General features: G+C 65.5%; 16 protein-coding genes. 9 read left to right on the plus strand and 7 right to left on the minus strand.

The features are described from left to right. Window positions 1–41 precede the first annotated feature (41 nt). On the minus strand, window positions 42–1,892 hold the full coding sequence (locus GCT13_RS16250) for a glycosyltransferase family 39 protein (RefSeq protein WP_152759789.1): 1,851 nt from the start codon (window positions 1,890–1,892) through the stop codon (window positions 42–44). A gap of 400 nt (window positions 1,893–2,292) precedes the next feature. After that, window positions 2,293–2,667: an Mth938-like domain-containing protein gene (locus GCT13_RS16255; protein WP_152759791.1), complete on the minus strand. Its 375-nt coding sequence runs from the start codon at window positions 2,665–2,667 to the stop codon at window positions 2,293–2,295. A 671-nt stretch (window positions 2,668–3,338) separates the two neighbouring features. On the opposite strand from GCT13_RS16255, the gene GCT13_RS16260 reads away from it, so the two are divergent. The 6 genes from GCT13_RS16260 to moaE all read left to right on the plus strand — a co-directional run bounded on the left by GCT13_RS16260 (window position 3,339) and on the right by moaE (window position 9,791). Further along, window positions 3,339–4,586, plus strand: coding sequence for a pyridoxal phosphate-dependent aminotransferase (locus GCT13_RS16260; RefSeq protein WP_321574396.1), 1,248 nt, complete (start codon window positions 3,339–3,341; stop codon window positions 4,584–4,586). A 57-nt stretch (window positions 4,587–4,643) separates the two neighbouring features. Continuing rightward, entirely contained in the window at window positions 4,644–5,975 is a 1,332-nt protein-coding gene (locus GCT13_RS16265; RefSeq protein WP_152759793.1) for a homoserine dehydrogenase, read from the plus strand. A gap of 52 nt (window positions 5,976–6,027) precedes the next feature. Next, window positions 6,028–7,479 carry a threonine synthase gene (thrC, locus tag GCT13_RS16270; RefSeq protein ID WP_152759795.1) on the plus strand — a complete coding sequence of 484 codons (1,452 nt, stop codon included), beginning with the start codon at window positions 6,028–6,030 and terminating at the stop codon, window positions 7,477–7,479. 211 nt (window positions 7,480–7,690) lie between these two features. Further along, entirely contained in the window at window positions 7,691–8,998 is a 1,308-nt protein-coding gene (locus GCT13_RS16275) for a molybdopterin molybdotransferase MoeA (protein WP_193727680.1), read from the plus strand. Window positions 8,999–9,027: 29 nt separating this feature from the next. Then, window positions 9,028–9,285, plus strand: coding sequence for a molybdopterin converting factor subunit 1 (moaD, locus tag GCT13_RS16280; protein ID WP_090862118.1), 258 nt, complete (start codon window positions 9,028–9,030; stop codon window positions 9,283–9,285). Between the two features lie 29 nt (window positions 9,286–9,314). Beyond that, window positions 9,315–9,791, plus strand: a complete 477-nt coding sequence (moaE, locus tag GCT13_RS16285) for a molybdopterin synthase catalytic subunit MoaE (RefSeq protein WP_152759797.1) — start codon at window positions 9,315–9,317, stop codon at window positions 9,789–9,791. Window positions 9,792–9,803: 12 nt separating this feature from the next. On the opposite strand, the gene GCT13_RS16290 is transcribed toward moaE, so the two are convergent. Next, window positions 9,804–10,364: a group III truncated hemoglobin gene (locus tag GCT13_RS16290; RefSeq protein WP_152759799.1), complete on the minus strand. Its 561-nt coding sequence runs from the start codon at window positions 10,362–10,364 to the stop codon at window positions 9,804–9,806. Between the two features lie 256 nt (window positions 10,365–10,620). Between GCT13_RS16290 and GCT13_RS16295 the strand changes: the two genes are divergently transcribed. Together GCT13_RS16295 and clpB are read left to right on the plus strand one after the other, a co-directional pair. After that, window positions 10,621–11,124, plus strand: coding sequence for an Rrf2 family transcriptional regulator (locus GCT13_RS16295; RefSeq protein WP_152759801.1), 504 nt, complete (start codon window positions 10,621–10,623; stop codon window positions 11,122–11,124). Between the two features lie 290 nt (window positions 11,125–11,414). After that, window positions 11,415–14,012 (plus strand): ATP-dependent chaperone ClpB, encoded by a 2,598-nt coding sequence (clpB, locus tag GCT13_RS16300; protein WP_152759803.1) that lies wholly within the window; start codon window positions 11,415–11,417, stop codon window positions 14,010–14,012. 173 nt (window positions 14,013–14,185) lie between these two features. Here clpB and GCT13_RS16305 read toward each other — a convergent pair whose 3' ends face one another. The 4 genes from GCT13_RS16305 to GCT13_RS16320 form a co-directional block, all read right to left on the minus strand. Continuing rightward, a complete protein-coding gene (locus GCT13_RS16305) occupies window positions 14,186–14,632 on the minus strand; it encodes a YidB family protein (RefSeq protein ID WP_152759805.1) in 447 nt (148 codons plus the stop codon). Window positions 14,633–14,791: 159 nt separating this feature from the next. Continuing rightward, the gene (locus GCT13_RS16310; protein WP_152759807.1) at window positions 14,792–15,340 is read right to left on the minus strand and encodes a ComEA family DNA-binding protein; all 549 of its coding nucleotides are present in this window, start codon (window positions 15,338–15,340) and stop codon (window positions 14,792–14,794) included. Between the two features lie 224 nt (window positions 15,341–15,564). Further along, on the minus strand, window positions 15,565–17,967 hold the full coding sequence (pbpC, locus tag GCT13_RS16315; protein WP_407670807.1) for a penicillin-binding protein 1C: 2,403 nt from the start codon (window positions 17,965–17,967) through the stop codon (window positions 15,565–15,567). A gap of 34 nt (window positions 17,968–18,001) precedes the next feature. After that, complete coding sequence (locus GCT13_RS16320) at window positions 18,002–24,067, minus strand: alpha-2-macroglobulin family protein (protein WP_152759809.1); 6,066 nt, start codon at window positions 24,065–24,067, stop codon at window positions 18,002–18,004. A 164-nt stretch (window positions 24,068–24,231) separates the two neighbouring features. Between GCT13_RS16320 and GCT13_RS16325 the strand changes: the two genes are divergently transcribed. After that, window positions 24,232–24,639 (plus strand): MerR family transcriptional regulator, encoded by a 408-nt coding sequence (locus tag GCT13_RS16325; protein WP_152759811.1) that lies wholly within the window; start codon window positions 24,232–24,234, stop codon window positions 24,637–24,639. Window positions 24,640–24,646: the final 7 nt, after the last annotated feature.

A 24,646-nucleotide genomic window follows, 5' to 3' on the forward strand; every position in this document is an offset into this window, starting at 1 on the left:
TTGGGTGATGGATGCGGTCATGGCTGCTGCGCTCTCGGCGTTCATTGCGCTTGCCGCGGTCCGGAGGCCGCCTGCGCAGCGGCGGGTTGCGCGCTGGCCGGCGCGGCGGCGCCTTGCCCTTGCTGTTGCGTGCCCGCCTGTTCGGAGCCCGGCTTCTCGACGATCACCCGGCGGGCGTCGCGCGCGACGACGGTCATCGGCAAGTGCTGCGCGCTAAGTTCCTCATAGCGGTCCGGCGACATCAGCGCCATCGCGTAGCGGTCGGCTTTCCAGCGCTCGATCCATTGCGGGATCGTCGGCACCCATTTTTGCGGTTCGACCGACACGCCGAAGGCCAGTTCGTCCGCATGCTCGACCATGATCATCGTGTGGCCGATGTAGAACGGCACCGTGTGATCGAGCACGCCGACCGAGTAGAACGGCGTGTCGGCGGGCAGTTTCGCGAGTTCGGCCTTGACGGCGGGGGCGAGCGGCGCGCCCGACGACAGCCGGCCGAACGCGTCGTGCCCCGTGCCCGCGATCACGGCGAGCAGCACCCATCCGAAGCCGAAGATCGTCGCGGCGCCGAAGAGGCCCGCGCCCGAAGTCCGCGCCGCGCCGTTCTGCGCGCCCGCCTGGAGGACCGCGGACGAGCCGTTCGCGGCGCGGCGCGTGCGCCAGTTGAACCAGATCGCCGCAAGCGTGAGGACAAAGCCGACGGCGAGCGCCGCGAATACCCAGACGCGGAACTCGAGGTACAGCGCATTCGGGTTGCGCTTGTCGCCCAGATGACCGAGGAACACCGCGCCGAATCCCGCCGCGACGAGAAACACCGCATAGCCTGTCAGATGCCGGTGGAACTGCTCGCGCGTGACGAGGGGCAGGTACAGGCCGATCACGAGCGCGATCGGAGGCGCGATGGGCAGCGTGTACGACAGCAGTTTCGAGTGCGACGCGCTGAAGAACAGGAAGATGAAGACCGTCCACACGAACAGCATCGTCACGGGCGAGAAGCCGTTTGCCTGACGCGGCATGCGCAGCGCGTTGCGCACGCTCTGCACGCTCACCGACAGCCACGGCAGGAAGCCGACGATCAGCACGGGCACGAAGTAATAGAACGGGCCGGGGCGATTCTGCTCGGGCGTCAGATAGCGCCTGAACTGCTGGACGACGAAGAAGAAGTTGAAGAATTCGGGGTTGCGATCCTGCACGATCAGGAACCACGGCGTGACGACCGCGAAGAACACGATCAGGCCGCTCACGAGATACAGGCGTTTCCAGATCGCCCAGTCGCGCGCGATCAGCGTGTACAGCACGAGCACGGCGCCCGGCAGGATCAGGCCGATGAGACCCTTCGACAGCACGGCGAGCGCCATCGACGCCCACACGACCCACATCCACAGCCGCTGCTCGCGCGACGCGAGGCCCGGACGCTGCGCGAGCAGCAGGCCGAAGAGCGTGAGTTCCATCCAGAACGACAGGCCCATGTCGAGCGTGTTGAAGTGGCCCATCAGGTTCCAGTACGGCGCGCTCGCGAGCACGAGGGCGGCGAACAGGCCCGTCGCGGCATTGAACACGCGCGCGCCCGTGTAGCCGACCAGCAGCACGCCCGCGAAGCCGGTGAGCGCGGTATAGAGGCGCGCCTGCCACTCGCCGATGCCGAACCACGCGAACGACAGCGCATTCGCCCAGGTTTGCAGCGGCGGCTTCTCGAAGTACTTGTAGCCGTTGTAGCGCGGCGTGATCCAGTCGCCGGTGACGAACATTTCGCGCGCCATTTCGGCGTAGCGGCCTTCGTCGCTCGGCAGCAGATGGCGCCAGCCCAGCGGCACGAACCAGATCACAGCCAGCGTGAGCACGAGCAGCAGGACCGTCGTGCGATTGAGCGTCAGCCCGGACGGCTTGTCGTTCATGTGTTGTTCAACCCTTCTCGGCGCCGCTCGCGCGGCTTCGTTCTTATTTCGACCGGACGAGGGGTCCGGTTCTTACGGTGCGTCCAGCGGGCATGCGGTGCGCAGCGCCCGGCCGGTGCGTCGGCGGGCACCAGGCGGCGCGTTATCGGACCCGTGACGCGTGGCAGCCGGCGATTGTCCATCGTCGACGCTTACGACACCCTTATGCCGCAGCTTTGCGGCAAGCGCCTGCGCCCGCTTGCGGGCAGGCCTTCGCGAGCGCGCCGTGCGGTGCCGCGGCTGCCGGAGCGCGCGCAGGCGCGCAGTGTACTTGATCCGCGTGACGCGCCCGCCAAAAGGTGCCGGTGTGTGCCCTGCGAAAACGCCGTTCAGCCCTCGGCCCGATGCGCCGCGAGCCCCGCTAGCCTTCGATCAGCAGCGCGGCGGCGACCTTGCGGCCTTCCGCCATCAGAATGTTGTAGGTCCGGCAGGCGGCCTTGAAGTCCATCGTTTCGACGCCGATCCGCTGGGCCGCGAGGGCTGCCGTGAGGCGCGGATGCGGAAAGCGCAGGCGCTCGCCGCTGCCGAAGATGACGACTTCCGGCGCCGGTTCGATCAAGAGCGCGAAGTGCTCGGGCGAGAGAGCCTCGAACGACGACACAGGCCAGCTCATGACGGGGCCTTGCGGCAGCACGATGATGCTGCCCGTATGACGTTCGAGATTGATTTCGACATAGTCGACGCCATAACCCGTGACGGTGTTCAGGGCGCCGCTTGAATCCTGGTGTAATTTCAAACTGGTTTTCCGTGGTCGTCGTAAGGCATGCACTGCGTGCGTCGTGTGTCGCGTTTCGACCGGCAGGCGCGACAACGGGTTCAATGCGCGGGTTCAATGCGCGGGTCCAACTCGCGGCTTCAATGCGGGTTGATGCCGTTCGATGCCTCGTGCGCGGGCATCCTGGCCTTGCGTGGTGCATTGCGGAAGTCGGCCAATATCCGCTAAATTATAACTTTTTAGCCGCTCGGCGGCTCCCCTCGAGGTCCGCGCGCTGCCACAAGCCGCGCCCGCAAGGCTGGCGACCGCGCCCGCCGTCCGCAGTGGGGTGCCCGGAACGCGCCGGCACAGGCGTCAACGAGACGCCCGCCAGCGCGTCGATGAGGTGTCGACCGAGGCGTCCGATGTGCCGGCAACGCGCGCGAATAGCCAGCAAAGCGGCCAGCAAAACGGCAGCAACTCGCGAGCAGACCGCGCCAGCAACACGCGCGCCGTGCCCATGCCATACGCGACGACGCATCAGGCGGCATGTCCGCGCCCGCTCAGCCGCTCGATGGCCTTGCGCGCCGCGCCGCCCGCGTTCCGCACGATGCCCGCGCTGGCTCGCCGGCCGGCTGCGCAAACCCCGTCCTCATGGTGTGCCCGCTGCATGGGGCGCAGCTCAGTGGTCCCGCTCATTTACCCAGGATGAAGTGCCCGTCGTGAAACCGATACTCAAATCAAACAAGCTGTTGAACGTCTGCTACGACATTCGCGGGCCCGTTCTCGAACACGCGAAGCGCCTCGAAGAGGAAGGCCATCGCATCATCAAGCTGAACATCGGCAATCTCGCGCCGTTCGGTTTCGACGCTCCCGACGAAATCATCCAGGACATGATCCGCAATCTGCCAGATTCGTCGGGCTATTCGGACTCGAAAGGCGTGTTCGCGGCGCGCAAGGCGATCATGCATTACGCGCAGCAAAAGGGCGTCGTGGGCGTCGAGCTGGAGGACATCTACATCGGCAACGGTGCGTCCGAGCTGATCGTGATGGCGATGCAGGCGCTTCTCAACGACGGTGACGAAGTGCTGCTGCCCGCGCCCGACTATCCGCTGTGGACGGCGGGTGTGAGCCTGTCGGGCGGCACGCCCGTGCACTACGTGTGCGACGAATCGAACGCGTGGATGCCGGATATCGACGATATCCGCGCGAAGATCACGCCGAATACGAAGGCGATCGTCGTCATCAACCCGAACAACCCGACGGGCGCGCTTTACTCCGACGAACTGCTGCTCGCGCTGATCGAGATCGCGCGCCAGCACGGTCTCGTCATCTTCGCGGACGAGGTCTACGACAAGATCGTCTACGATGGCAAGAAGCACACGTCGTTGGCGGCGCTCTCCGAAGACGTGCTGACGGTCACGTTCAACAGTCTGTCGAAGAGCTACCGTTCGTGCGGCTATCGCGCGGGCTGGATGTGGGTGTCGGGCCTGACGGGCGAAAACCGCCGCCGCGCGAAAGACTACTTCGAGGGCCTCGGCATTCTCGCGTCGATGCGCCTGTGCCCGAACGTGCCCGGCCAGTACGCGATCCAGACGGCGCTCGGCGGCTATCAGAGCATCAACGATCTGATCGCGCCGGGCGGCCGGCTCTACAAGCAGCGCCAGCTCGCGTACGACATGCTGACGGCCATTCCGGGCGTGACCTGCGTGAAGCCCGAGGCGGCGCTGTACATGTTCCCGCGCCTCGATCCGAAGCTGTATCCGATCGAGAACGACCAGCAGTTCATCCTCGATCTGCTGCTGGAGGAGCGCGTGCTGCTCGTGCAGGGCAGCGGTTTCAACTGGAAGGCGCCGGATCACTTCCGTGTCGTGTTCCTGCCGAACGTCGACGACCTCGCCGATTCGATCCACCGGATAGCGCGCTTCCTCGACGGCTATCGCAAACGCCACGCGGCCTGAGGGCGTGCATCAGCGCCCGAACCGATTTTCCACTCTCTCACTCGACATACACGCTGCATGGAACCGATCAAAGTTGGACTGCTGGGCTTCGGCACGGTAGGCAGCGGCACCTTCACGGTACTGCGCCGCAACCAGGAAGAAATCAACCGACGCGCGGGCCGCGGCATCGAGATCGCGCGCATTGCCGTGCGCAATCCCGCAAAGGCCACGGCGGCGCTTGGCAGCGAGGCAGGCACGGTCGCGATCACCGATGACTTCGGTTCGGTCGTCGACGATCCGTCAATTGCCATCGTCGCCGAAATGATCGGCGGCACGGGCATCGCGCGCGATCTCGTGCTGCGCGCGATCAGGAACGGCAAGCACGTCGTGACGGCCAACAAGGCGCTGCTCGCCGTGCACGGCACGGAGATCTTCGAGGCGGCGCGCGCGAACGGCGTGATGGTCGCGTTCGAAGCGGCCGTCGCGGGCGGCATCCCGATCATCAAGGCGCTGCGCGAGGGCCTCACGGCGAATCGCATCCAGTACATCGCGGGCATCATCAACGGCACGACGAACTACATTCTGTCGGAGATGCGCGACCGCGGCCTCGACTTCGCGACGGCGCTGAAGGCCGCGCAGGAACTCGGCTACGCGGAAGCGGACCCGACCTTCGACATCGAAGGCGTCGATGCCGCGCACAAGGCGACCATCATGAGCGCGATCGCGTTCGGCGTGCCTGTGCAGTTCGACAAGGCGTACGTCGAAGGCATCAGCAAGCTCGCCGCGATCGACATCCGATACGCGGAAGAACTGGGCTACCGGATCAAGCTGCTCGGCATCACGCGGCGCAGCGACAAAGGCATCGAGCTGCGCGTGCATCCGACGCTGATCCCCGGGAAGCGCCTGCTCGCGAACGTCGAAGGCGCGATGAACGCCGTCGTCGTGCGCGGTGATGCCGTCGGCACGACGCTGTATTACGGCAAGGGCGCGGGCGCGGAGCCGACGGCGTCCGCCGTGGTCGCCGATCTCGTCGACGTGACGCGCCTGCACACGGCCGACCCCGAGCACCGCGTGCCGCATCTGGCGTTCCAGCCGGACCGTCTGTCGAGCACGCCGATCCTGCCCATCGACGAAGTGACGAGCGGCTATTACCTGCGTCTGCGCGTCGCCGACGTGACGGGCGTGCTGGCCGACATCACGCGCATCCTCGCGGACACGGGCATTTCGATCGACGCGCTGCTGCAAAAGGAATCGGAGCAGGTCGACGTGTCGAAGAAGGGTGAGACCGACATCATCCTGATCACGCACGAGACAGTCGAGAAGAACGTCAACGCGGCGATCGCGAATATCGAGGCGCTGAAGACGGTCGTGTCGAAGGTGACGAAGCTGCGCATGGAAGCGCTGAACTGACGCACGAAAAGCACACGACGCACGACACGCACACTCGCAACGAGGCAAGCTCATGAACTACATTTCCACGCGCGGCGCCGGCATCGGCGAGCGCCATACGTTCTCCGACATCCTGCTCGGCGGTCTCGCGAAGGATGGCGGCCTGTATCTGCCGGGCGAATATCCGCAGGTGTCGGCGGATGAACTCGCGCGCTGGCGCACGCTGCCGTACGCCGATCTCGCGTTCGAGATCCTGCGTAAGTTCAGCGACGACATTCCCGCCGAAGACCTGCGCGAACTGACGCGCCGCACGTACACCGCGCAGGTGTACTGCAATGTCCGCGACGAAGAGAACGCCGCGCAGATCACGCCGCTCAAGACGCTCGGCGTCGAAGATGGCGCGCCGTTGTCGCTGCTCGAACTGTCGAACGGCCCGACGCTCGCGTTCAAGGACATGGCGATGCAGCTGCTCGGCAATCTGTTCGAGTACACGCTCGCAAGGCACGGCGAAACGCTGAACATTCTGGGCGCGACTTCGGGCGATACGGGCAGCGCCGCCGAATACGCGATGCGCGGCAAGAAGGGCATTCGCGTCTTCATGCTGTCGCCGCACAAGAAAATGAGCGCGTTCCAGACGGCGCAGATGTACAGCCTGCAAGACCCGAACATCTTCAACGTCGCGATCGACGGTGTGTTCGACGATTGCCAGGACATCGTCAAGGCCGTGTCGAACGATCACGCGTTCAAGGCGCAACAGAAGATCGGCACGGTCAACTCGATCAACTGGGCACGCGTCGTCGCGCAGGTCGTGTACTACTTCAAGGGCTACTTCGCGGCCACGAAGCGCAACGACGAGCGCGTGTCGTTCACGGTGCCGTCGGGCAACTTCGGCAACGTCTGCGCGGGGCACATCGCGCGGATGATGGGCTTGCCCATCGAAAAGCTCGTCGTCGCGACGAACGAAAACGACGTGCTCGACGAATTCTTCCGCACGGGCATTTACCGCGTGCGCAAGTCGTCGGAGACGTATCACACGAGCAGCCCGAGCATGGACATCTCGAAGGCATCGAATTTCGAGCGCTTCGTGTTCGATCTGCTCGGACGTGATCCGAAGCGCGTGCTGCAACTGTTCCGCGACGTCGAAGAAAAAAGCGGCTTCGATCTGCAGGCGAGCGGCGATTTTGCGCGCGTGCAGGAGTTCGGTTTCGTATCGGGGCGCAGCAGCCACGACGACCGCGTCGAGACGATTCGCGACGTGTTCCAGCGCTACGACACGATGATCGACACGCACACGGCCGACGGCGTGAAGGTCGCGCGCGAGCACCTGCAGGCGGGCATTCCGATGATCGTGTTGGAGACGGCGCAGCCGATCAAGTTCGGCGAGACGATCCGCGAGGCACTGGAGCGCGAGCCCGAGCGCCCCGCGGCGTTCAGCGGGATCGAAGACCTGCCGCAGCGCTTCGAGGTGCTGCCGAACGACGCGCAGCGCGTGAAGGATTTCGTCGCGGCGCATACGGGGGCTTGAGCGGCCAGTCAGCGCGGTAGCCGGCGCGATAGCCGCTCGGTCACGCAGACGGCGCACGTTCAACGACGTGCGCCGTTTTGTTTTGCTGCGCGCGCGTCGATCCGCGCAGCCGTCCCGCAGCTATCCGTCACGCCCGAATAAAAGCGCCCAGCAACGCGACGCGGCTGCGCCCGCTACAATGATTGTTTTCGAATCGCTTCATTTCCGATCGATGTCCACACCTACGTCTCCGCAGTCCGCGCCGCGCGCGCCGATGTTGTCGACGGCCGACGCGCTCGCCACGCTGCTCGGCGCCGCCGTGCAGATCGACGGCACCGAAACGCTGCCGACGCTCGATGCGACCAACCGCGTGCTTGCCGCCGACGTGATCTCGCCGCTCGACGTGCCGCCGATGAACACGAGCGCGATGGACGGCTATGCGGTGCGTGTAGCCGAGCTGTCGCAAGGCGAGCGGCGCTTGTCCATCTCGCAGCGCATTCCGGCGGGCCACGCGCCGCAGCCGCTCGCGGAAGGCACGGCGGCGCGCATCTTCACGGGCGCGACGGTGCCGCCCGGCGCGGACGCGATCGTGATGCAGGAGCAAACGGAAGCAGCCGGCGATGAAGTAGCGATCCTGCACACGCCGAAAGCAGGCGAATGGATCACGCAGCAGGGCGCCGACATCCGCAAGGGCGCGACGATCCTGCCCGCCGGCACGCGGCTCACGCCGCAGGCGCTGGGACTCGCGGCGTCCGTCGGATGCGCGAGCCTGGAGGTCATGCGCCGCGTGAAGGTCGCCGTGTTTTTCACGGGCGACGAACTGACGATGCCCGGCGAGCCGCTCAAGCCCGGCGCGATCTACAACTCGAACCGCTTCACGCTGACGGGCCTGCTGCGGAAGCTCGGCTGTGAAGTCACCGATTTCGGCATCGTTCCCGACAAGCTCGACGCGACGCGGCAAACGCTGCGCGAGGCGGCGCAGGCGCACGATCTGATCCTTACTTGCGGCGGCGTGTCGGTGGGCGAGGAAGATCATGTGAAGCCCGCCGTCGAGGCCGAAGGGCGTCTGTCGATGTGGCAAATCGCGATGAAGCCGGGCAAGCCGCTCGCGTTCGGCGCGATTCGTCGCGCGTCGGCGCAGGGCGAAAGCGCGGCAGCGAGTGGGGCGGGTGTATCGGGCGCATCGGGCGCGGCGAACGAAACGTTCTTCGTCGGCCTTCCGGGCAATCCCGTATCGACGTTCGTCACGTTCCTGCTGTTCGTGCGTCCGTTCCTGCTGCGCCTCGCGGGCGTGCGGACCGTGACGCCGCGCGCGCTGTCGCTGCGCGCCGACTTCACGCAGCAAAAGGGCGACCGCCGCAACGAATTTCTGCGCGCGCGCGTGAACGCCGCGGGCGGTCTCGATCTGTTCCCGAATCAGAGTTCGGCGGTGCTGACGTCGACGGTCTGGGGCGACGGCCTGATCGACAATCCGCCGAATCATGTGATCAGCGCCGGCGAGACCGTGCGCTTCATCCCGTTTTCCGAATTGCTGAACTGAGCGTGGCCGTTATAGGGCCGCTACCGAGAATGAAGATCCAGTTGAAATATTTTGCGAGCGTGCGCGAAGCGCTCGGCCGGTCAGACGAATCCGTGGACGTGCCCGAAGGCATCGCGACGGTCGGCGACGTGCGCGCCTGGCTGCGCGTGCGCGGCGGCGTGTGGGCCGAGACGCTCGCGGAAGGCCGCGCGCTGCGCATGGCGTGCAACCACGTGATGACGGACGCGGGCACGCGCATCACCGACGGCTGCGAAGTCGCGTTCTTTCCGCCCGTCACGGGCGGCTGAACCGGGCCATTGAAGCGGGAGGGCAAACGATGACGGTGCGCGTGCAGACAGAAGACTTCGACCTGACGACGGAAGTCGCCGCATTGCGCGCGCAGAATCCGAAGGTCGGCGCGGTGGCGTGCTTCGTCGGCACGGTGCGCGATATCAACGAGGGCGAAGCCGTCGACACGATGGAGCTCGAGCACTATCCGGGCATGACGGAGAAGTCGCTCGAAGCGATCGTCGACGCCGCACGTGAGCGCTGGCCGGGCACCGAGGTGCTGATCGTGCACCGCGTCGGCAAGCTGATGCCGCTCGATCAGATCGTGCTGGTCGCGACGACGTCGAAGCATCGCGCGAACGCATTCGCGTCGTGCGAATTCGTGATGGACTACCTGAAGACCCAGGCGCCGTTCTGGAAGAAGGAAAAGACGGAAAGCGGCGAGCGCTGGGTCGATGCCCGCGTGACCGATGACGAAGCGCTCGCCCGATGGGGACTGGACTCGTCGAACTCGAAGGCCGATTGAGCGAAGCCCGGCTCAATCGTCGTCGCGCGACTTGCCGATGATTTTTGCCGGAAACGGCTCGCCGCGCGGTCGCGCATGCTCCGCCTCATGCTCTTCGCGCGGACGACGGCGCGGCGCGATGCGCTCCAGCAGCGCCTGCTGTTCGGCGGGAATCTGATAGTCCCAGCCGAATCGGCTCAACTGCAAACTCTGTGCGATGCGCAGCGCCGGCTCCATGAAACGCACGGCGGCGGCCGGTTCGTAGCGCGACTCGACGGTATCGAGGAACAGATAGAGCCAGTGGCTGAAGTGCTGCGGCTCGACGCCGGCGAGCGGCATGTGCGCCTGCTGCACGTTGCCGCGATATTGCTTCGCGCCCAGAACCAACGATCCCCAGAACACGCACATCTTCGGCAGATGCTCGTCCCAGCGGCCCGCCAGCTTCTCTTCGAACACGGGACCGAGCAGCGCGTCGGCGCGCACGCGGTCGTAGAACGCGTAGACGAGTTCGCGGATGTTCTCTTCGTCGGGTTCGGCGTAGCGCGTGGCGAGGCGTTCGGCAGCGGGAATAGTGGAAGAAATTTCGGACTTCATAGCTGAAATAAGTGAGACGCGGCAAGCACTCCGACGCAAAGCCGACGCAAACCCCGTCGCAAACGTTGGGCGCGCTCATCTAAAGTCAGAAAAAGTGCGCTTCAAACGAAAGTTAGCGTTTATAGTTACGCGAAATAACGAGATAAACGCGGCAATAAGATGTGTTTTCCACGCATGATATTGCGCGCTGCAGCACCGGCGTTTATGGGGAGGCGTGAACATTCCGCACGTGATCCCCGTCGCGACTTGCCTTTCAATGAGACTGACAGACTATACCGATTACTCGCTGCGCGTGTTGCTTTACCTCGCAGTCCGTTCCGAAGGACTGGCTACGATCCAGGACATTTCGGACGCGTACGGCATATCGAAGAACCATCTGATGAAGGTGGTTCAGCGGCTTGCGGAACTCGGCTGGGTCGAGACTGTGCGCGGGCGCAACGGCGGTCTGCGGCTGTTCGAGCATTCGTCGGCGCTGACCATCGGCGAAGTGGTGCGCGCTGCCGAGAACGACTTCACGCTGGTCAGCTGTTTCAACGGCGGCGATCCGGGCGCGCATCGCGAATGTGTCATTCAGTCGCAATGCCGGCTGAAGGGCGTGCTCGAAGCGGCGCGCGCAGCGTTTTTCCGCGAGCTCGACGGCTTTACGATCCGCGATATCGCCGAGCCCGCATCGCCGCTGATGTCGCTGCTCGGGCTCAAGCCGTCGGCCACCGTCGTGCCTATCGTGCCCGTCACGCCCGCCGTACCGACGGGCACCTGAGCCAGCCGCACGATCGGTCGCCCGTGCGGCCGTCGTTCGAGGTTGCACTCTGCGCGCATGAACGGCTTGTGGGCAGGCTCACGCCGTTCTCCCGTCCCTGCTGCGAACCTCTGTCCGCAATCTCCGCCCTTGCTTTTCCCGTGCTGTACGCGGGGCTAAACTGCGCTGTGTCCCGCGCCGGGCGCGACAACGCGCCCGCCGTGCGAATTCTCTCTCCCTGATGCAAAAAAGCGCTTGAAACCTGCCTAAAACGCCTCATTTTGGTGGTAATCGAAATTGGAGGTCTCTTGATGAGAATCGACAAACTCACCACTAAATTCCAGGAAGCGCTGGCCGATGCGCAAAGCCTTGCCGTCGGCCATGACAATCAGTACATCGAGCCCGTGCACCTCCTCGCGGCCCTCGTCGCGCAACAGGACGGCTCGGCGCGTTCGCTGCTGTCGCGTGCCGGCGTCCATGTCCAGGCTTTGCAGACCGCGTTGAACGACGCGATCACGCGTTTGCCGCAAGTGCAGGGGACGGACGGCAACGTGCAGATCGGCCGCGACCTCACGGGTCTGTTGAACCAGGCCGACAAGGAAGCGCAGAAGCTCAACGACACCTACATCGCGAGCGAAATGTTCCTGCTCGCCGTCGCCGACGACAAGGGCGAAGCCGGGCGTCTTGCGCGCGAGCGTGGGTTGTCGCGCAAGTCGCTGGAAGCGGCCATCGTCGCAGTGCGCGGCGGCTCGCAGGTGCACAGCCAGGATGCCGAAAGCCAGCGCGAAGCGTTAAAGAAATACACGATCGATCTGACCGAGCGCGCCCGCGCAGGCAAGCTCGATCCCGTCATCGGCCGCGACGACGAAATCCGCCGTTCGATCCAGATCCTCCAACGCCGGACCAAGAACAATCCGGTGCTGATCGGCGAGCCGGGCGTCGGCAAGACGGCGATCGTCGAAGGTCTCGCGCAGCGCATCGTCAACGGCGAAGTGCCGGAGACGCTCAAGGGCAAGCGTGTGCTGTCGCTCGACATGGCCGCGCTGCTCGCGGGCGCGAAATATCGCGGCGAATTCGAAGAGCGTCTGAAGGCCGTGCTGAACGACATCGCGAAGGACGAAGGGCAGACCATCGTCTTCATCGACGAGATTCACACGATGGTCGGCGCGGGCAAGGCCGAAGGCGCGATGGACGCGGGCAACATGCTGAAGCCGGCGCTCTCTCGCGGTGAACTGCATTGCGTCGGCGCGACCACGCTCGACGAATATCGCAAGTACATCGAAAAGGATGCCGCGCTGGAGCGCCGCTTCCAGAAAGTGCTCGTCGACGAACCGACGGTCGAAGCGACCATCGCGATCCTGCGCGGCTTGCAGGAGCGCTATGAGCTGCACCACGGCGTCGACATCACCGACCCGGCAATCGTCGCGGCGGCTGAACTGTCGCATCGCTACATCACGGATCGCTTCCTGCCGGACAAGGCGATCGACCTGATCGACGAAGCGGCGTCGAAGATCAAGATGGAAATCGACTCGAAGCCCGAGGAGATGGATCGGCTCGACCGCCGCCGCATCCAGTTGAAGATCGAGCGCGAAGCCGTCAAGAAGGAGAAGGACGAAGCGTCGCAGAAGCGTCTGCAACTGATCGAGGAAGAAATCGAGCGGCTCGATCGCGAATATTCGGATCTCGAAGAAATCTGGACGGCGGAAAAAGCGGCCGTGCAGGGCAGCGCGCAGCTAAAGGAAGAGATCGAGAAGACGCGCGCGGAAATCACGCGTCTGCAACGCGAGGGCAAGCTGGAAAAGGTCGCCGAACTGCAGTACGGCAAGCTGCCGCAGCTCGAGGCGCGACTGAAGCAGGTCACGCAGGCCGAGGCGCAGGAGCAGAACAATCCGACGCGTCCACGGCTGCTGCGCACGCAGGTCGGCGCCGAGGAAATCGCGGAAGTCGTGTCGCGCGCGACGGGCATTCCCGTGTCGCGCATGATGCAGGGCGAGCGCGAGAAGCTGCTGCAGATCGAATCGAAGCTGCATGAGCGCGTGGTCGGCCAGAACGAAGCGATCAGCGCCGTCGCCGATGCGATCCGCCGCTCGCGCGCCGGGCTCTCGGACCCGAACCGTCCGTATGGCTCGTTCCTGTTCCTCGGACCGACGGGCGTCGGCAAGACCGAGTTGTGCAAGGCGCTGGCGGCCTTCCTGTTCGACGCGGAAGATCATCTGATCCGCATCGACATGAGCGAGTTCATGGAGAAGCACAGCGTTGCGCGTCTGATCGGCGCGCCGCCGGGCTATGTCGGCTACGAAGAGGGCGGCTATCTGACGGAAGCGGTGCGCCGCAAGCCGTATAGCGTGATCCTGCTCGACGAGATCGAGAAGGCGCACCCGGACGTCTTCAACGTGCTGCTGCAGGTGCTCGACGACGGCCGCATGACGGATGGCCAGGGCCGCACCGTGGACTTCAAGAACACGGTGATCGTGATGACGTCGAACCTCGGCTCGCAGGTGATCCAGGCGATGGTCGGCGAGTCGCAGGAAGCGGTGAAGGATGCCGTCTGGGAAGAAGTGAAGCTGCACTTCCGGCCGGAGTTCCTGAACCGGATCGACGACGTCGTCGTGTTCCATGCGCTCGGCCGCGACAACATCCAGTCGATCGCGAAGATCCAGCTGGAACGCGTGCACGACCGGCTCGCGAAGCTCGACATGCAGCTGGTCGTGTCGGATGCGGCGCTGGAGTTGATCGGCAAGGTCGGCTACGACCCGCTGTTCGGCGCGCGGCCTTTGAAGCGCGCGATCCAGCAGGAGATCGAGAACCCGGTCGCGAAGCTGATTCTGGCCGGCAAGTTCGGACCGAAGGACGTGATTCCCGTCGAGGTGGAGAACGGCAAGCTCGTGTTCGATCGGGTGGTGCACTAAGCCGCACTGGAACGGATGCGCTGACAACCTGCGTATCCGCTTCCGATCGAAAGCAAGAAAGCGAAAAGGCAACGAAGCGATGCGTTGCCTTTTTGTTTTTGCGCGGCGCGTCAGGCGCTACGCATGTCGAAGCAATGCAAAAGCGCTGCGGAAGGCGCGCAGAAGTAACGCGCTCAGGCGTTCTTGTTGCCGCTGAACAGGCCGGCCAGCGCGCCCAGCGAGCCGAGCGCGCCCGCGAGGCCGCCCGTGTCGATCTTGCCGTCGGCGGGCACTTCGCCGTTCGGCGTCGCGGCATTGACGACGTGCGGCAGCACTTGCGACAGCAGGCCCGTCACCGCCGACGGTTCGACGCCGACCTTCGACGCGATGTTGGTCACGGCTTCCGAGCCGAGCACGTTATGCAGTGCGTCGGCGGCGATCGGCTGGTTCTCGCCGTTGCTGACCCACGAGTTGATGATGTCGCCCGCGCCGTTCTGCTGGAAGCGCTGGATCAGCCCGTTCAGGCCGCCCGGCTGATTGTTGATGAATTCGAGCGCAGCGGCGACCAGCGCCTGCTGGCCGCCGCCTTCGGGCGTATTGCCGCCGCCGAGCATGGAACCGAGGGTGTCGAGTAGGCTCATGACGATCTCTCTCTGTAGGAGCCGGCGCGATACTCGTGAAAGCGTGCGCCGGCGGGTAATGAAACGCCGCGCGAGCGCGGCACCGATAGTCTTGACAGACGCAGACGTGAAGCAGTGAGGCCATCGGACGCACAGCGAAGTGCGTCCCGATTCGAGTCCTTATACGCCCGACGCAGCGGACGCGGCCTTGCTCTTCTTCGATTTCTTCGACTTCGAGGCGGTCGTTTCCGATGCCATCGCAGGCGCGGATGCCGCCGTAGCAGCGGGTGCCGATGCCGCAGCGGCGTCCGCCTTGCTCTTCCTCTTCGACTTCGAGGCCTTCGCGCCCGATGCGGCTTCGGCAGGCGCGGAAGGCGGAGTTTGTGCCGTGGTTGCGGGCGCAGCCATCGGCTTCGACGTCGTCGCGGCCGGCTTGGTGGTTGCGCCCGTCGGCGGCGTGGACGAGCCGTTGATCGTCAGGCCCGCGGCTTCGAGGTTCTTCACCGACTTCTCGCCGATGCCCTTGACGCGATTCGCGAGATCGTCTGCGTCCTTGAACGGGCCGTTCTTCGTGCGTTCGTCGATGATCGCTTTCGCATGGACAGGGCCGATGCCCTTGACCGATTCGAGCGCCGCCTGGTCGGCGGTATTGACTTCGACGGCGGACGCGAATCCCGCCGACAACGACAGCATCAGCACGGCGCAAAGCATCAACAGCTTTTTCAACATGGCAATCACTCCATTGAGGGCAAACAGGTAGCCGGAACGGACGACGCTTTCACGTTAGCGAGCACTGCGCTCAAGCATAGAACATTTACTGTTCTCTTTCGCCGAACGGCGCGCGACGTTGCGCGAAACGGCCGATTTATACCGGTGCGTCCGTGACAACACAATCGGCCCGCACCAAATTTAAAGCTTTTGCCTACTCGCGGGGCTGACATCGCGTACGGATGTCAGGGGAATTTGACGGGGGATGTGGCGGGACCGGGGCTCGCTGTTCGCGGCGCCGTCGTGCTCGCTCCAGTCGTGCCCGCTTTGTTCGTGCCTGCTTTCGCAGGGCCGCGCGCCGTCGCGCCGCGCACTTCGAAACGCACCGAATCGGCGCTCGATCCATCCGCGTCGACGAGTTCGAGCACGTGACGCCCGGGCCAAGGCAGCCACAGCACGCGTTCGTCGTGGCCGAGCGAACGGCCATCGAGACGCCATGTGCTGCTCGCGGACGAACCGCTCGCGCGTTCGAACACGATGCGCTGACGCGTGGCGGGGATGTCGGGATCGAGCGCGAAGAGCGTGCCGTCTGTCGGCGAGCCGATGCGCGGCGCGCCGTTCGATGACGACGTGCCGGAACCGTTCGACGCACGCACAAGCGCCGCTGAACGCGGCGTCCGCGACACGGCACGCGCGCTGGCCGTATTGCTGGCATTCGCGGCGAGTCCGATCACGCGCGTTTGCGTGCCGCTCACGAACCATTCGTCGCGCGCGGGCTCGATGTTCTGGTCGAAGGTCACGCGCGTCTGCACGACGCCGGCGGGCGCGCGCGGCGCGACGCTCGGCACGCGCCGATGCAGATAGCCGACGATGGCCGCCCAGACGGGCGCCGCGCCCGTCACGCCGGACACGTCCCACATCGGCTGTCCGTCCGCATTGCCAACCCACACGCCGACCGTGTAGCGCGACGTGTAGCCGATCGTCCAGTTGTCGCGCATGTCCTTGCTGGTGCCCGTCTTGACGGCCGAAAAGAAGCGCGTCGCCAGCGGACTGTCGAAGCCGAACGTGCGCGTGCGCGCGTTGTTGTCCGACAGCACGGTCGTGATGATGTAGCTGGCATCTTCCGTGAAGACGCGTTGCTTCGCGGCAAGCTCACGTGGGCTCGATGCAGGCGCATGGCGCGGCACGTCGAAAGTCGGCGAGGCGATTCCGCCGTTGGCGAGCGCGCGATACGCATTCGTCAGCGACAGCAGCGTCACGTCCGCGCTGCCGAGCGCGAGCGAATAGCCGTAGTAGTCGCCGCTTTGCGAAAGCGGCAGGCCGAGCGCGGTGAGCGTTTTCGCGAAGCGATGCGGCGTGACCATCACGAGCGTGCGCACGGCGGGCACGTTCAGCGACGAGCCGAGCGCCGTGCGCACGCTCACCCAGCCCTTGAAGTCCTTGTCGTAGTTTTGCGGAATATAGAGCCCGCCGCCCGCCGCGAGATCGAGCGGCGCATCGTCGAGCAGCGAGGCGGTGGTGAGCCGACGCTCGTCGATGGCCTGCGCGTAGAGAAACGGCTTGAGCGTCGAGCCAGCCTGGCGGCGCGCGAGCACGGCATCGACATCGCGCGCGCCCGACAGTCCGCCCGACGATCCGACCCACGCGAGCACGTCGCCCGTCGCGTTATCGAGCACGACGACAGCGCCATCGTGCACGTTGCGCGGATGCGCGGGCGCGTTGAGCTCGACGAGCGTGCGCGTGAGCGTGTCGCTGGCGAAGCGCTGGAGCTTCGCGTCGAGCGTGCTCGTGACGCGCGCGCCCGCCGCAGGGTGCGCTTCGCTCGCGATGCGCCGCGCGAAATGCGGTGCGAGCACGGGCGCATCGGGCGACACCGACAGCAGCGCTGGAGCCGGGCGCGCAAACGCGAGCTGCACGAAGCTCGCGAGATTCGCGCAGCGCTCGGGCGCCTTCATGTCGCGCAAAATGCGGCACGCGCGATCGCTGACCTTCGTGTACGCCGCATTCGGCGAGCGGATCAGCGCGGCGGCAACGGCGGCTTCGCGTTCGTCGAGGCCGGACGGCGCCTTGCCGAACAGCGTGTTCGACAGCGCGGACAGCCCGATCGTCTCGCCGCGAAACGGCACGAGATTCAGGTACGCCTCGAGAACCTGGTCCTTGCGCCACGTGCGTTCGAGCCATAGCGCGCTCACGGCCTGGCTCGCCTTCTGCGTGATCGAGCGTTGCCCGGAGCGTTGCGGGTCGTCGTTGAGCAGACCCGTGAGCTGCATCGTGACCGTCGATGCGCCGCGCGTGCGCGTGTTCCACAGGTTCGCCCATGCGGCCGCCGCTGCGCCGCGCCAGTCGACGCCGCTGTGCTCGTAAAAGCGCTTGTCCTCCGACACGACGATCGCTTCGCGCAGCGCGGGCGACACATCTGCGAGCGCGACCCAGTCGCCGCGCCGTTCGGTGTTGTCGATGCGCGTGCGCTGCAGCGGCACGCCGTCGCGCGACAGCAGCAGCCAGTCGGAGCTGCGCCATTGCGTGCGGACATCGTCGAAGGTCGGCAGCGCATGCGCGGCGAGCGGTGTGCCGATCAGCAGCGCGCATAGCACGACGCGCGCGGACGCGATGCGCCACCGCCTATTCAGCGGGCGATTGCGGCTCATCGCGTGCGTGCCATTCATCGTCATGCGCTCCTCGTTACTTCGCAGCCGCCGCAGGCTTCACGACGACGGGCGCATTCGGCAGCGCGCCGAACGTCGACGGCGCATAGAGCGCTTCGACGCGCGTCGGCGGCAGGCCGAACGTGCCGGCGTTGTTCAGCCGGATCGTGTACTCGACCGAGAATTTGCCCTTCGGCACGTAGTCGTAGTACGCGCGATACCCGTCGAAGCCGCGCTCGATGAACGACGGCCACGCATAGCCCTTCGCCTTTTCGCCTTCCGTCGCCGCTTCCGGATCGCGGCCCAGTCCCGAGCCGAGGATCGTCGCGCCAGCGGGCACAGGGTCGTTGACGACGACCCAGGTCATGTCCGTCTGCGCGTCGATGTCGAGATGCACGCGCACGATGTCGCCGCGCGTGTTCGCGCCCTCCACGGCGGGGTCGATCGGCGTGACCGTCTTCGTGATTCTGTAGCCCGCTGCGAACGGCGCTTTCAGCGCGACGGCGGCGAGACTTTCGATCGTCGCCCACGGCTTGCCGGTGCCGTCGTGCGCGAGCGTCAGCGGGACGGGCGCGCTGCGTGCGCCGGCCGGCCATGGCAGCAACTGGCTGCGCACGTCGGCTGCCTTCGCGACGGACGTCGCGGACGCGTCGTTCGTTGCAGCGGATACCGGCTGGCTCCATGAGATCACCTTGTCGGTCGCGCCGAGTTGCAGCTTCGTTTGTCCCGTCACGGGCGCGCTCTCGAAGACCTGCGAGAAACGCTGCACGGCAATCGAGCCCCACAGGTTCGCCGTCGTCGTCTGCCATGCGCCGTTCTTCTGCAGCGCAAGCAGACCCGCGACGAGGCGCGGCATCTCGTCCTTCCAGCCCGGCGTCTCGACGAACGTGAGCACGGTGCGCGCGGCGTTCGTTTCGGTGCCCGTCATCAGCCACCAGAGGTCGTCGTTATCGGCTGTCGAGAAAGTGAGGCGCGTGCCCTGGTACGTGAGCCGCGAGCGGATGATCTGCTCGGCTTGCGCGAGCTTTTCTGCACGTTGGGGAATGTCCTTCACGCGCGACAGCACCGCGTAGTAGTCGAGGACGGCCGACGTCGGCCACTGGTTCGGCGCGATCTCGATCGAGCCGAGCATGCCGGAGCGCGCCGCGCCATGACGCGACAACGCTTCAAGCGCGGCGAGCTTGCGCAGATCGAGATCCTTGCGCGGCGCCCAGACATCGCGCGCGAGCCGGCCTTCGACGAAATTCACGAGGCCGCCTTCGAGCTTTGCGCGAAGGTCGTCGGGCAACGCGAAACGTGGATCGAGCTTCGCGGCTTCGTCGGTGACGGAAAGCAGATACGCGGTGAGCGCCGTGCTGCCCGTGTTGCTGCTGTCGTCGGCGGGCGGGAAGTAGTTCGCGAGTCCGTCCTTGTCGAGATAGACGGGCATGCGCGCGACAACGGCCTGCCAGCGCGCCGGATCGCGCAAGCCGAGCGCAACGGACGTCTGCTGTTCGAGGCAGCTATACGGATAGCGCTCGAACCAGCGGCGCACACCGGGCAGGCCGTCGGCGAGCTTCGATTGCAGCGACACCGCGATGCCGCCGCGCGGCGCGCCCGCTTGTGTCATTGTCGCGTCGGGCGGCGCGGCGACGGGCAGCGAGAACAAGCCATCGACCTGCGTGAGCGTGGCCTGCTGAACGGTGACGGGGATGGCTGCCGTCACGCGCTGCGTGACTTTCAGCGCGTCCGCTGCGTGCGGCGCGCCTTGCTCCGTGGCGCCGACGCTCCACGCGAGCGCAGCGGATGCGGCCTCGGACAGGCCATCGGGCGGCGTCACCGTCCATGCGACTTCGCGCGCCGAATCCGCCGGGACGTCGACTGTTTGCGGCTGCAACGACAGCCCCGGCACGTTCGGCGTCACGACGACTTTCATCGCGCGCGTCGTCGTGTTGCGCACGGTGAATTGCGCGCGGAACTGATCGCCTTCGCGCACGAGCGGCGGGAGGCCGGAGATCAGTTGCAGGTCCTGTGTGCTGCGAATCGACGTGCTGTCCGTGCCGAACGTGCCGTCGCCGACAGCCGCTATTGCGACGATGCGAAAGCTCGTCAGCGAATCGTTGAGCGGCACGTCGACAAAGGCTTCGCCGTTGGTGTCGAGCGTCACGCGCGGATTCCACAGCAGCAGCGTATCGAACAGCTCGCGCTGCGCGCTGTGTCCGCCGCCGCCGCCGGCAGGCACCGCCTTGCGTCCGAAGTGACGGCGGCCGACGATCTCCATTTGCGCGGTCGCCGTTTCGACGCCATAAGCGCGCCGTTGCAGCATCGCGTCGAGCACGTCCCAGCTGTTGTTCGGCATCAGTTCGAGCAGCGCTTCGTCGACGGCTGCGACGGCGATCTGCGTGCCAGCCGGCGCAGGCTTGCCGCCCGGCATCTGCACGCGCAGCTTCACATGCGCTTTGCCGCGCACCGTGTACGACTTCGCGTCGGGCGTCACCGTGACGGCCAGCCTGTGCGCGGCTGTGCCGACCTTGATTTCGGCGAGGCCATAGCGGAACGCGGGCTTCGACAGATCGACGAGCGGCGTCGGCGCTTCGTAGTAGCGGCCTTCGTACCAGAACGCGCGCGCCCATTCGAGCGGTGCTTTCCAGCCCCACGTGAAGAACGAGTACCACGGCACTTCGCGAATGCGCCCGCGCAGCGCGAGCACCGACACATACACGTTCGGCCCCCACGCTTCGTTCACTTTCAGCTCGACGGTCGGGTCCTTGCCGTCCAGCTTCACGACATGCGTTTCGACGATGCCTTCGCGTTCGACAGCCACCAGCGCAGTCGCAAAGCGGAAGGGCATGCGCACCTGAAAGCGCGCCGTCTCGCCCGGCTCGTAAGCCGTCTTTTCGGGCAGCACGTCGATGCGATCGGTGTTCTCGCCGCCGAACCACAGGTCCTCTTCGTGCGTGACCCACACGGACGTCGCCGCCGTCGACAGATTGCCGTCGCCGTCCTTCGCCGTCACGACGAGATCGACGTTGCCCGCTTCCTTGAGCTTCGCGTCGCAGTTCATCAGTCCGTGGTCGTCGCTCTTGCCGCTGCATAGCGTGCCGAGGTCTTTCGTTTCCGTGCGGTTGTCGTATGCGTAGAAGCCGCCGACCATGCGCTTTCGCGACGTGATCGTGATGCGCGCAATGCCGCGCACGTCGAGCGGCACGCCCGCGCGCGGCTTGCCTTGCAGATCGACGGCGAGCGCCTTCACGGGCACTGTGCTGCCCGCCGACACCCATTGCCCCGACTTCACGCCCGCGACGACGGCGGCCGGCCACAACGTCGCGTCGCCGCTGATCGTCTGCACTTCGCCGTTCGGATCGGCGAAGGTGGCTTCGAGCGCAAGGCGCTTCGGCGCATCGACATGCGGCAGGTTCTTCAGCGTCAGGCTGCCCGCACCGTTGCGGTCGAGCGTGACGGGTTCCTTGTCGGCGATCAGCTTCGACGTGTCGTCGTCGGATTGCGGCTCGCTTTCTTCGTCATCCGAAGATGACGATTCGCTGCTCTCGTTGCGCTTCCTGTACGGCGCGAAGCTGAATTCCGGATACGTGCCGGCGAAGGCGGGCGTCGTGTTTTTCATCAGCGCCGATACCTGCACGGGCAAGCCCGATGCGCCGCCGCCCGACATATAGTCGATCTGCAACGCGAGCGGCGCTTCCTTCGCCGCGACGAGCGGATGAGTCTTCGCATCGCGTACGGCAATCGTGCCTTTGAATACGGGCAAACGGAATTCCTCGACGCGAAAGCTCCCGGACGCATAGCTGTGGCGTGGCGAAGCGGCGTCGCTGTCGTCGTCGTTGCTTTCCGTTGTGCTTTCGGCGGAGGTCGTGGCGGCATCGCCGTCGTCGAGAGACACGCTGTACTCGCCGAGCTTCGCCGCTGCGGGAATCGCGAACGTCGAGTCGGCCGTGTGGTCGGCGGCCCATTTGAGCGGCATGTGCCACGTCTGTCCGCTGCCGAGATGGCGGATCGTCAGGCGCGCCGGATACGCCTTCGGGAACGCGAGGCCGTGCATCGTCTCGACGCGGATCATGTGCTTCATCGATACCGTTTCGCCCGCGCGCAGCAGCGTCCGGTCGAACACGGTATGCGCGCGCACGGTCTGATCGACGCTCGTATCCGTCGGCACGTTGAAGCGCCACACTTCGATGCCCTGGTTCCAGTCGGAGCGCACGAACGCCATGTCGTGACCCGTCTTCGGATCGTCGATGCGCGCGGACACGAAAAAGCCTTCGTAACTCTCTTCCTTGCATTCGCGGCGCGAAGCCAGCGACTGGTTGATCGTCAGCACGCCGTGCGCGTCGGTCTTGCCGGACGCGACTTCATCGCCGTTGCAGTCGCTCACATGCACGTCGGCGTTCGGCACGGGCTGGCCCTTGTCGAGCGTCGTCACCCACACGACGCTGTTCTCGCGGCCCCGCTTGAAGTGCACGCCGAGGTTCGTGACGAGCACGGTCGTGCGTACGTACATCGGCGCGTGCTTGCCGAGCAGCGAGGCGCCGAGCGCGGGCGACGCGAGTTCGATCACATAGAAGCCGGGCTTCGTCACCGGCACGCCGACCACTTCGAACGGACGCAGCATTTTCGGATCGGCCTTCGGCAGCGCGAGCGTCTCGACCTTCGGCTGGCCGGCGAGCAACGACAGCGAGCGCACGTCGATCAGCGGATTCTTGCGGTCTTCGGCCGGGTTGGTGTCTTCTGCATTGCGCGGCACGATCACGGGATGCGGATTGTGCGCGAGCAGTTCCGGCATCTGCTGATCGATCGAATGACGATCCATCATGAAGCCGTCGAACCGGTCGACGTTGCGCATCCAGCGCCGGATGTCGCCATCGGCATCGACGTGCAGCTTCGTGAATTGCGCGTTGCCCGCATTGAGCCCGGCGATATGCAGGTCAGCCTCGACATTGCGCAGTGTGACGGGCACGAGCGCGGGCATGTCGGGTTCCGCGAAACGCTCGATGATGCCGAACGCGCCCGACGAAAACTTCGCGAGCGGCGGCAGCGGGGCGGTGTTTGTCTTGAGCGGAAACAGGTCCGCGTTGGTCAGCGCGCGGCCGCTGGCGTCCTTCAGATTCGACGGAACCTCGATGGTCAGCTCGGCGCGTTCGGGCAGCGGCGCGGCGAATTCGACAGTGGTGGTCTGCGGGTCCTTGTCGTCGGAGCCAAACGATGGCTTGATCTCGCCATTCGGCCCCTTGATGCGGATCTTCTCGGCGTCGGTGCGCAGGATGGGCGCATTGAACTGCACGCGCAGCGGACGCAAAGGCGTGCAGGGCGCCTTCGCGTTTTCGCGCTCGCAGCTGAAGCTAGCGGCGAACGGCTCGCGCACGGTGAAGTCGAAGCGCCGCTCGACGTCGTTGACGTTACCGCTCGGGCTCGCGACGCCCTTGCCATAGACGAGCTGCGCTTTCGTGCCCGACGGCAGCGCCTGCTGGCATTGCAGCGTCAGCACGCGCGCCGCTTCCTTTTGCAGCCTGAAGCGTTTGAGCAATGCCGTGCGCGCGGCGGCATCCACGTTCCTGATGGGAATGCGGTTGCCGAGTCCGCTCGATTCGCACCATACGTTCTGACTTACGGAGGCCTCCGTTGCCGGTCCGTTCAGATGGACGACAAAGGCCTGGTCCTCTTCGATTTCGCCGCCGTACGGCTCGATGCTCTGCACGAACGGGCCGCCCGTTTCGAACGCGAAGTGATGCGGGCCCGTCAGCGCATGGCCCGCCGACGACTTCAGGCCGTCGTTCAGATCGACGGAACATGCGACGCCTGGCGGCAGATCGGCAGCGAAGTCCCAGGCCCAGGTCTTGTCGTCGATCCAGCGCGGCTGGCCGACGCTCGCGGACGCGTCGCTGCACTTGATACGCGCGGGCGCGGGCAGATTCGGCGCGCCGAACGCGACCATCGGTTCGTCGAACTTGACGACGACCTGGCGCACCTGCGCGACCTTGCCTTGCGGAGAGACCTGTGTGATGAGGGCTGCATCGGCGCGCCATGCGGGCGTGGCGAGAAGGCCTAGCGTCACAGCCGTCACAGCCGTCGCGGCTGCCCCTATCCATTGACGTTTGATGGTGCCGCTTTGCATCGACTGCGCTCCCGGTTTCGTTTTTCTTGCGGATTGCCGCCGCCGATTCTAGCCGATGCACCCGTCGTTTCAGCCTCGATGCGCTGTAGGATTGCGTTGAATTTTGTCGGTCAGCAGATCGTGCTTGACTTAGAGTTCACTCGAAGTCCTAACCTGAGTTCGTCATGTCGAAAGCTCTCACCATCGGTCAGGTCGCCGCGACGAGCGGCGTCTCCGCGCATACGCTGCGCTATTACGAGCAGGCGGGATTGTTGCGCCCCGTCGGCCGCACGGACGCGGGCCATCGTCTTTATTCGCCCGCCGATCTCGACTGGCTGCGCTTCGTGATGCGCCTGAAAGCGACGGGGATGCCGGTTGCGGGCATGCAGGCGTTCGCTGCGCTGCGCGCGGAAGGCGATGCGACGATCGGCGCGCGGCGCGTGATGCTGATCGAGCATCGCGAGGCCGTGCTTGCGCGTATCGCGGAGTTGCAGACCAATCTCGACGCGATCACCGACAAGATCGCAGTGTACGAGGCGGCCGAGCGTGAGGCGGCATCGGCAGGACATATCGGAAACGCACGACTTGAGTGAGGACTCG

Source organism: Paraburkholderia franconis (assembly GCF_009362735.1).
Lineage (GTDB): Bacteria > Pseudomonadota > Gammaproteobacteria > Burkholderiales > Burkholderiaceae > Paraburkholderia > Paraburkholderia franconis.

What these genes read in the sequence shown, in the direction of transcription:
- thrC (WP_152759795.1), top strand. Translation starts at nt 6,028, where the DNA reads ATGAACTACATTTCCACGCGCGGCGCCGGCATCGGCGAGCGCCATACG.
- GCT13_RS16320 (WP_152759809.1), bottom strand. Translation starts at nt 24,067, where the DNA reads ATGCAAAGCGGCACCATCAAACGTCAATGGATAGGGGCAGCCGCGACG.
- clpB (WP_152759803.1), top strand. Translation starts at nt 11,415, where the DNA reads ATGAGAATCGACAAACTCACCACTAAATTCCAGGAAGCGCTGGCCGAT.
- GCT13_RS16305 (WP_152759805.1), bottom strand. Translation starts at nt 14,632, where the DNA reads ATGAGCCTACTCGACACCCTCGGTTCCATGCTCGGCGGCGGCAATACG.
- GCT13_RS16310 (WP_152759807.1), bottom strand. Translation starts at nt 15,340, where the DNA reads ATGTTGAAAAAGCTGTTGATGCTTTGCGCCGTGCTGATGCTGTCGTTG.
- moaE (WP_152759797.1), top strand. Translation starts at nt 9,315, where the DNA reads ATGACGGTGCGCGTGCAGACAGAAGACTTCGACCTGACGACGGAAGTC.
- pbpC (WP_407670807.1), bottom strand. Translation starts at nt 17,967, where the DNA reads ATGAGCCGCAATCGCCCGCTGAATAGGCGGTGGCGCATCGCGTCCGCG.
- GCT13_RS16250 (WP_152759789.1), bottom strand. Translation starts at nt 1,892, where the DNA reads ATGAACGACAAGCCGTCCGGGCTGACGCTCAATCGCACGACGGTCCTG.
- GCT13_RS16275 (WP_193727680.1), top strand. Translation starts at nt 7,691, where the DNA reads ATGTCCACACCTACGTCTCCGCAGTCCGCGCCGCGCGCGCCGATGTTG.
- GCT13_RS16295 (WP_152759801.1), top strand. Translation starts at nt 10,621, where the DNA reads ATGAGACTGACAGACTATACCGATTACTCGCTGCGCGTGTTGCTTTAC.
- GCT13_RS16265 (WP_152759793.1), top strand. Translation starts at nt 4,644, where the DNA reads ATGGAACCGATCAAAGTTGGACTGCTGGGCTTCGGCACGGTAGGCAGC.
- GCT13_RS16325 (WP_152759811.1), top strand. Translation starts at nt 24,232, where the DNA reads ATGTCGAAAGCTCTCACCATCGGTCAGGTCGCCGCGACGAGCGGCGTC.
- moaD (WP_090862118.1), top strand. Translation starts at nt 9,028, where the DNA reads ATGAAGATCCAGTTGAAATATTTTGCGAGCGTGCGCGAAGCGCTCGGC.
- GCT13_RS16290 (WP_152759799.1), bottom strand. Translation starts at nt 10,364, where the DNA reads ATGAAGTCCGAAATTTCTTCCACTATTCCCGCTGCCGAACGCCTCGCC.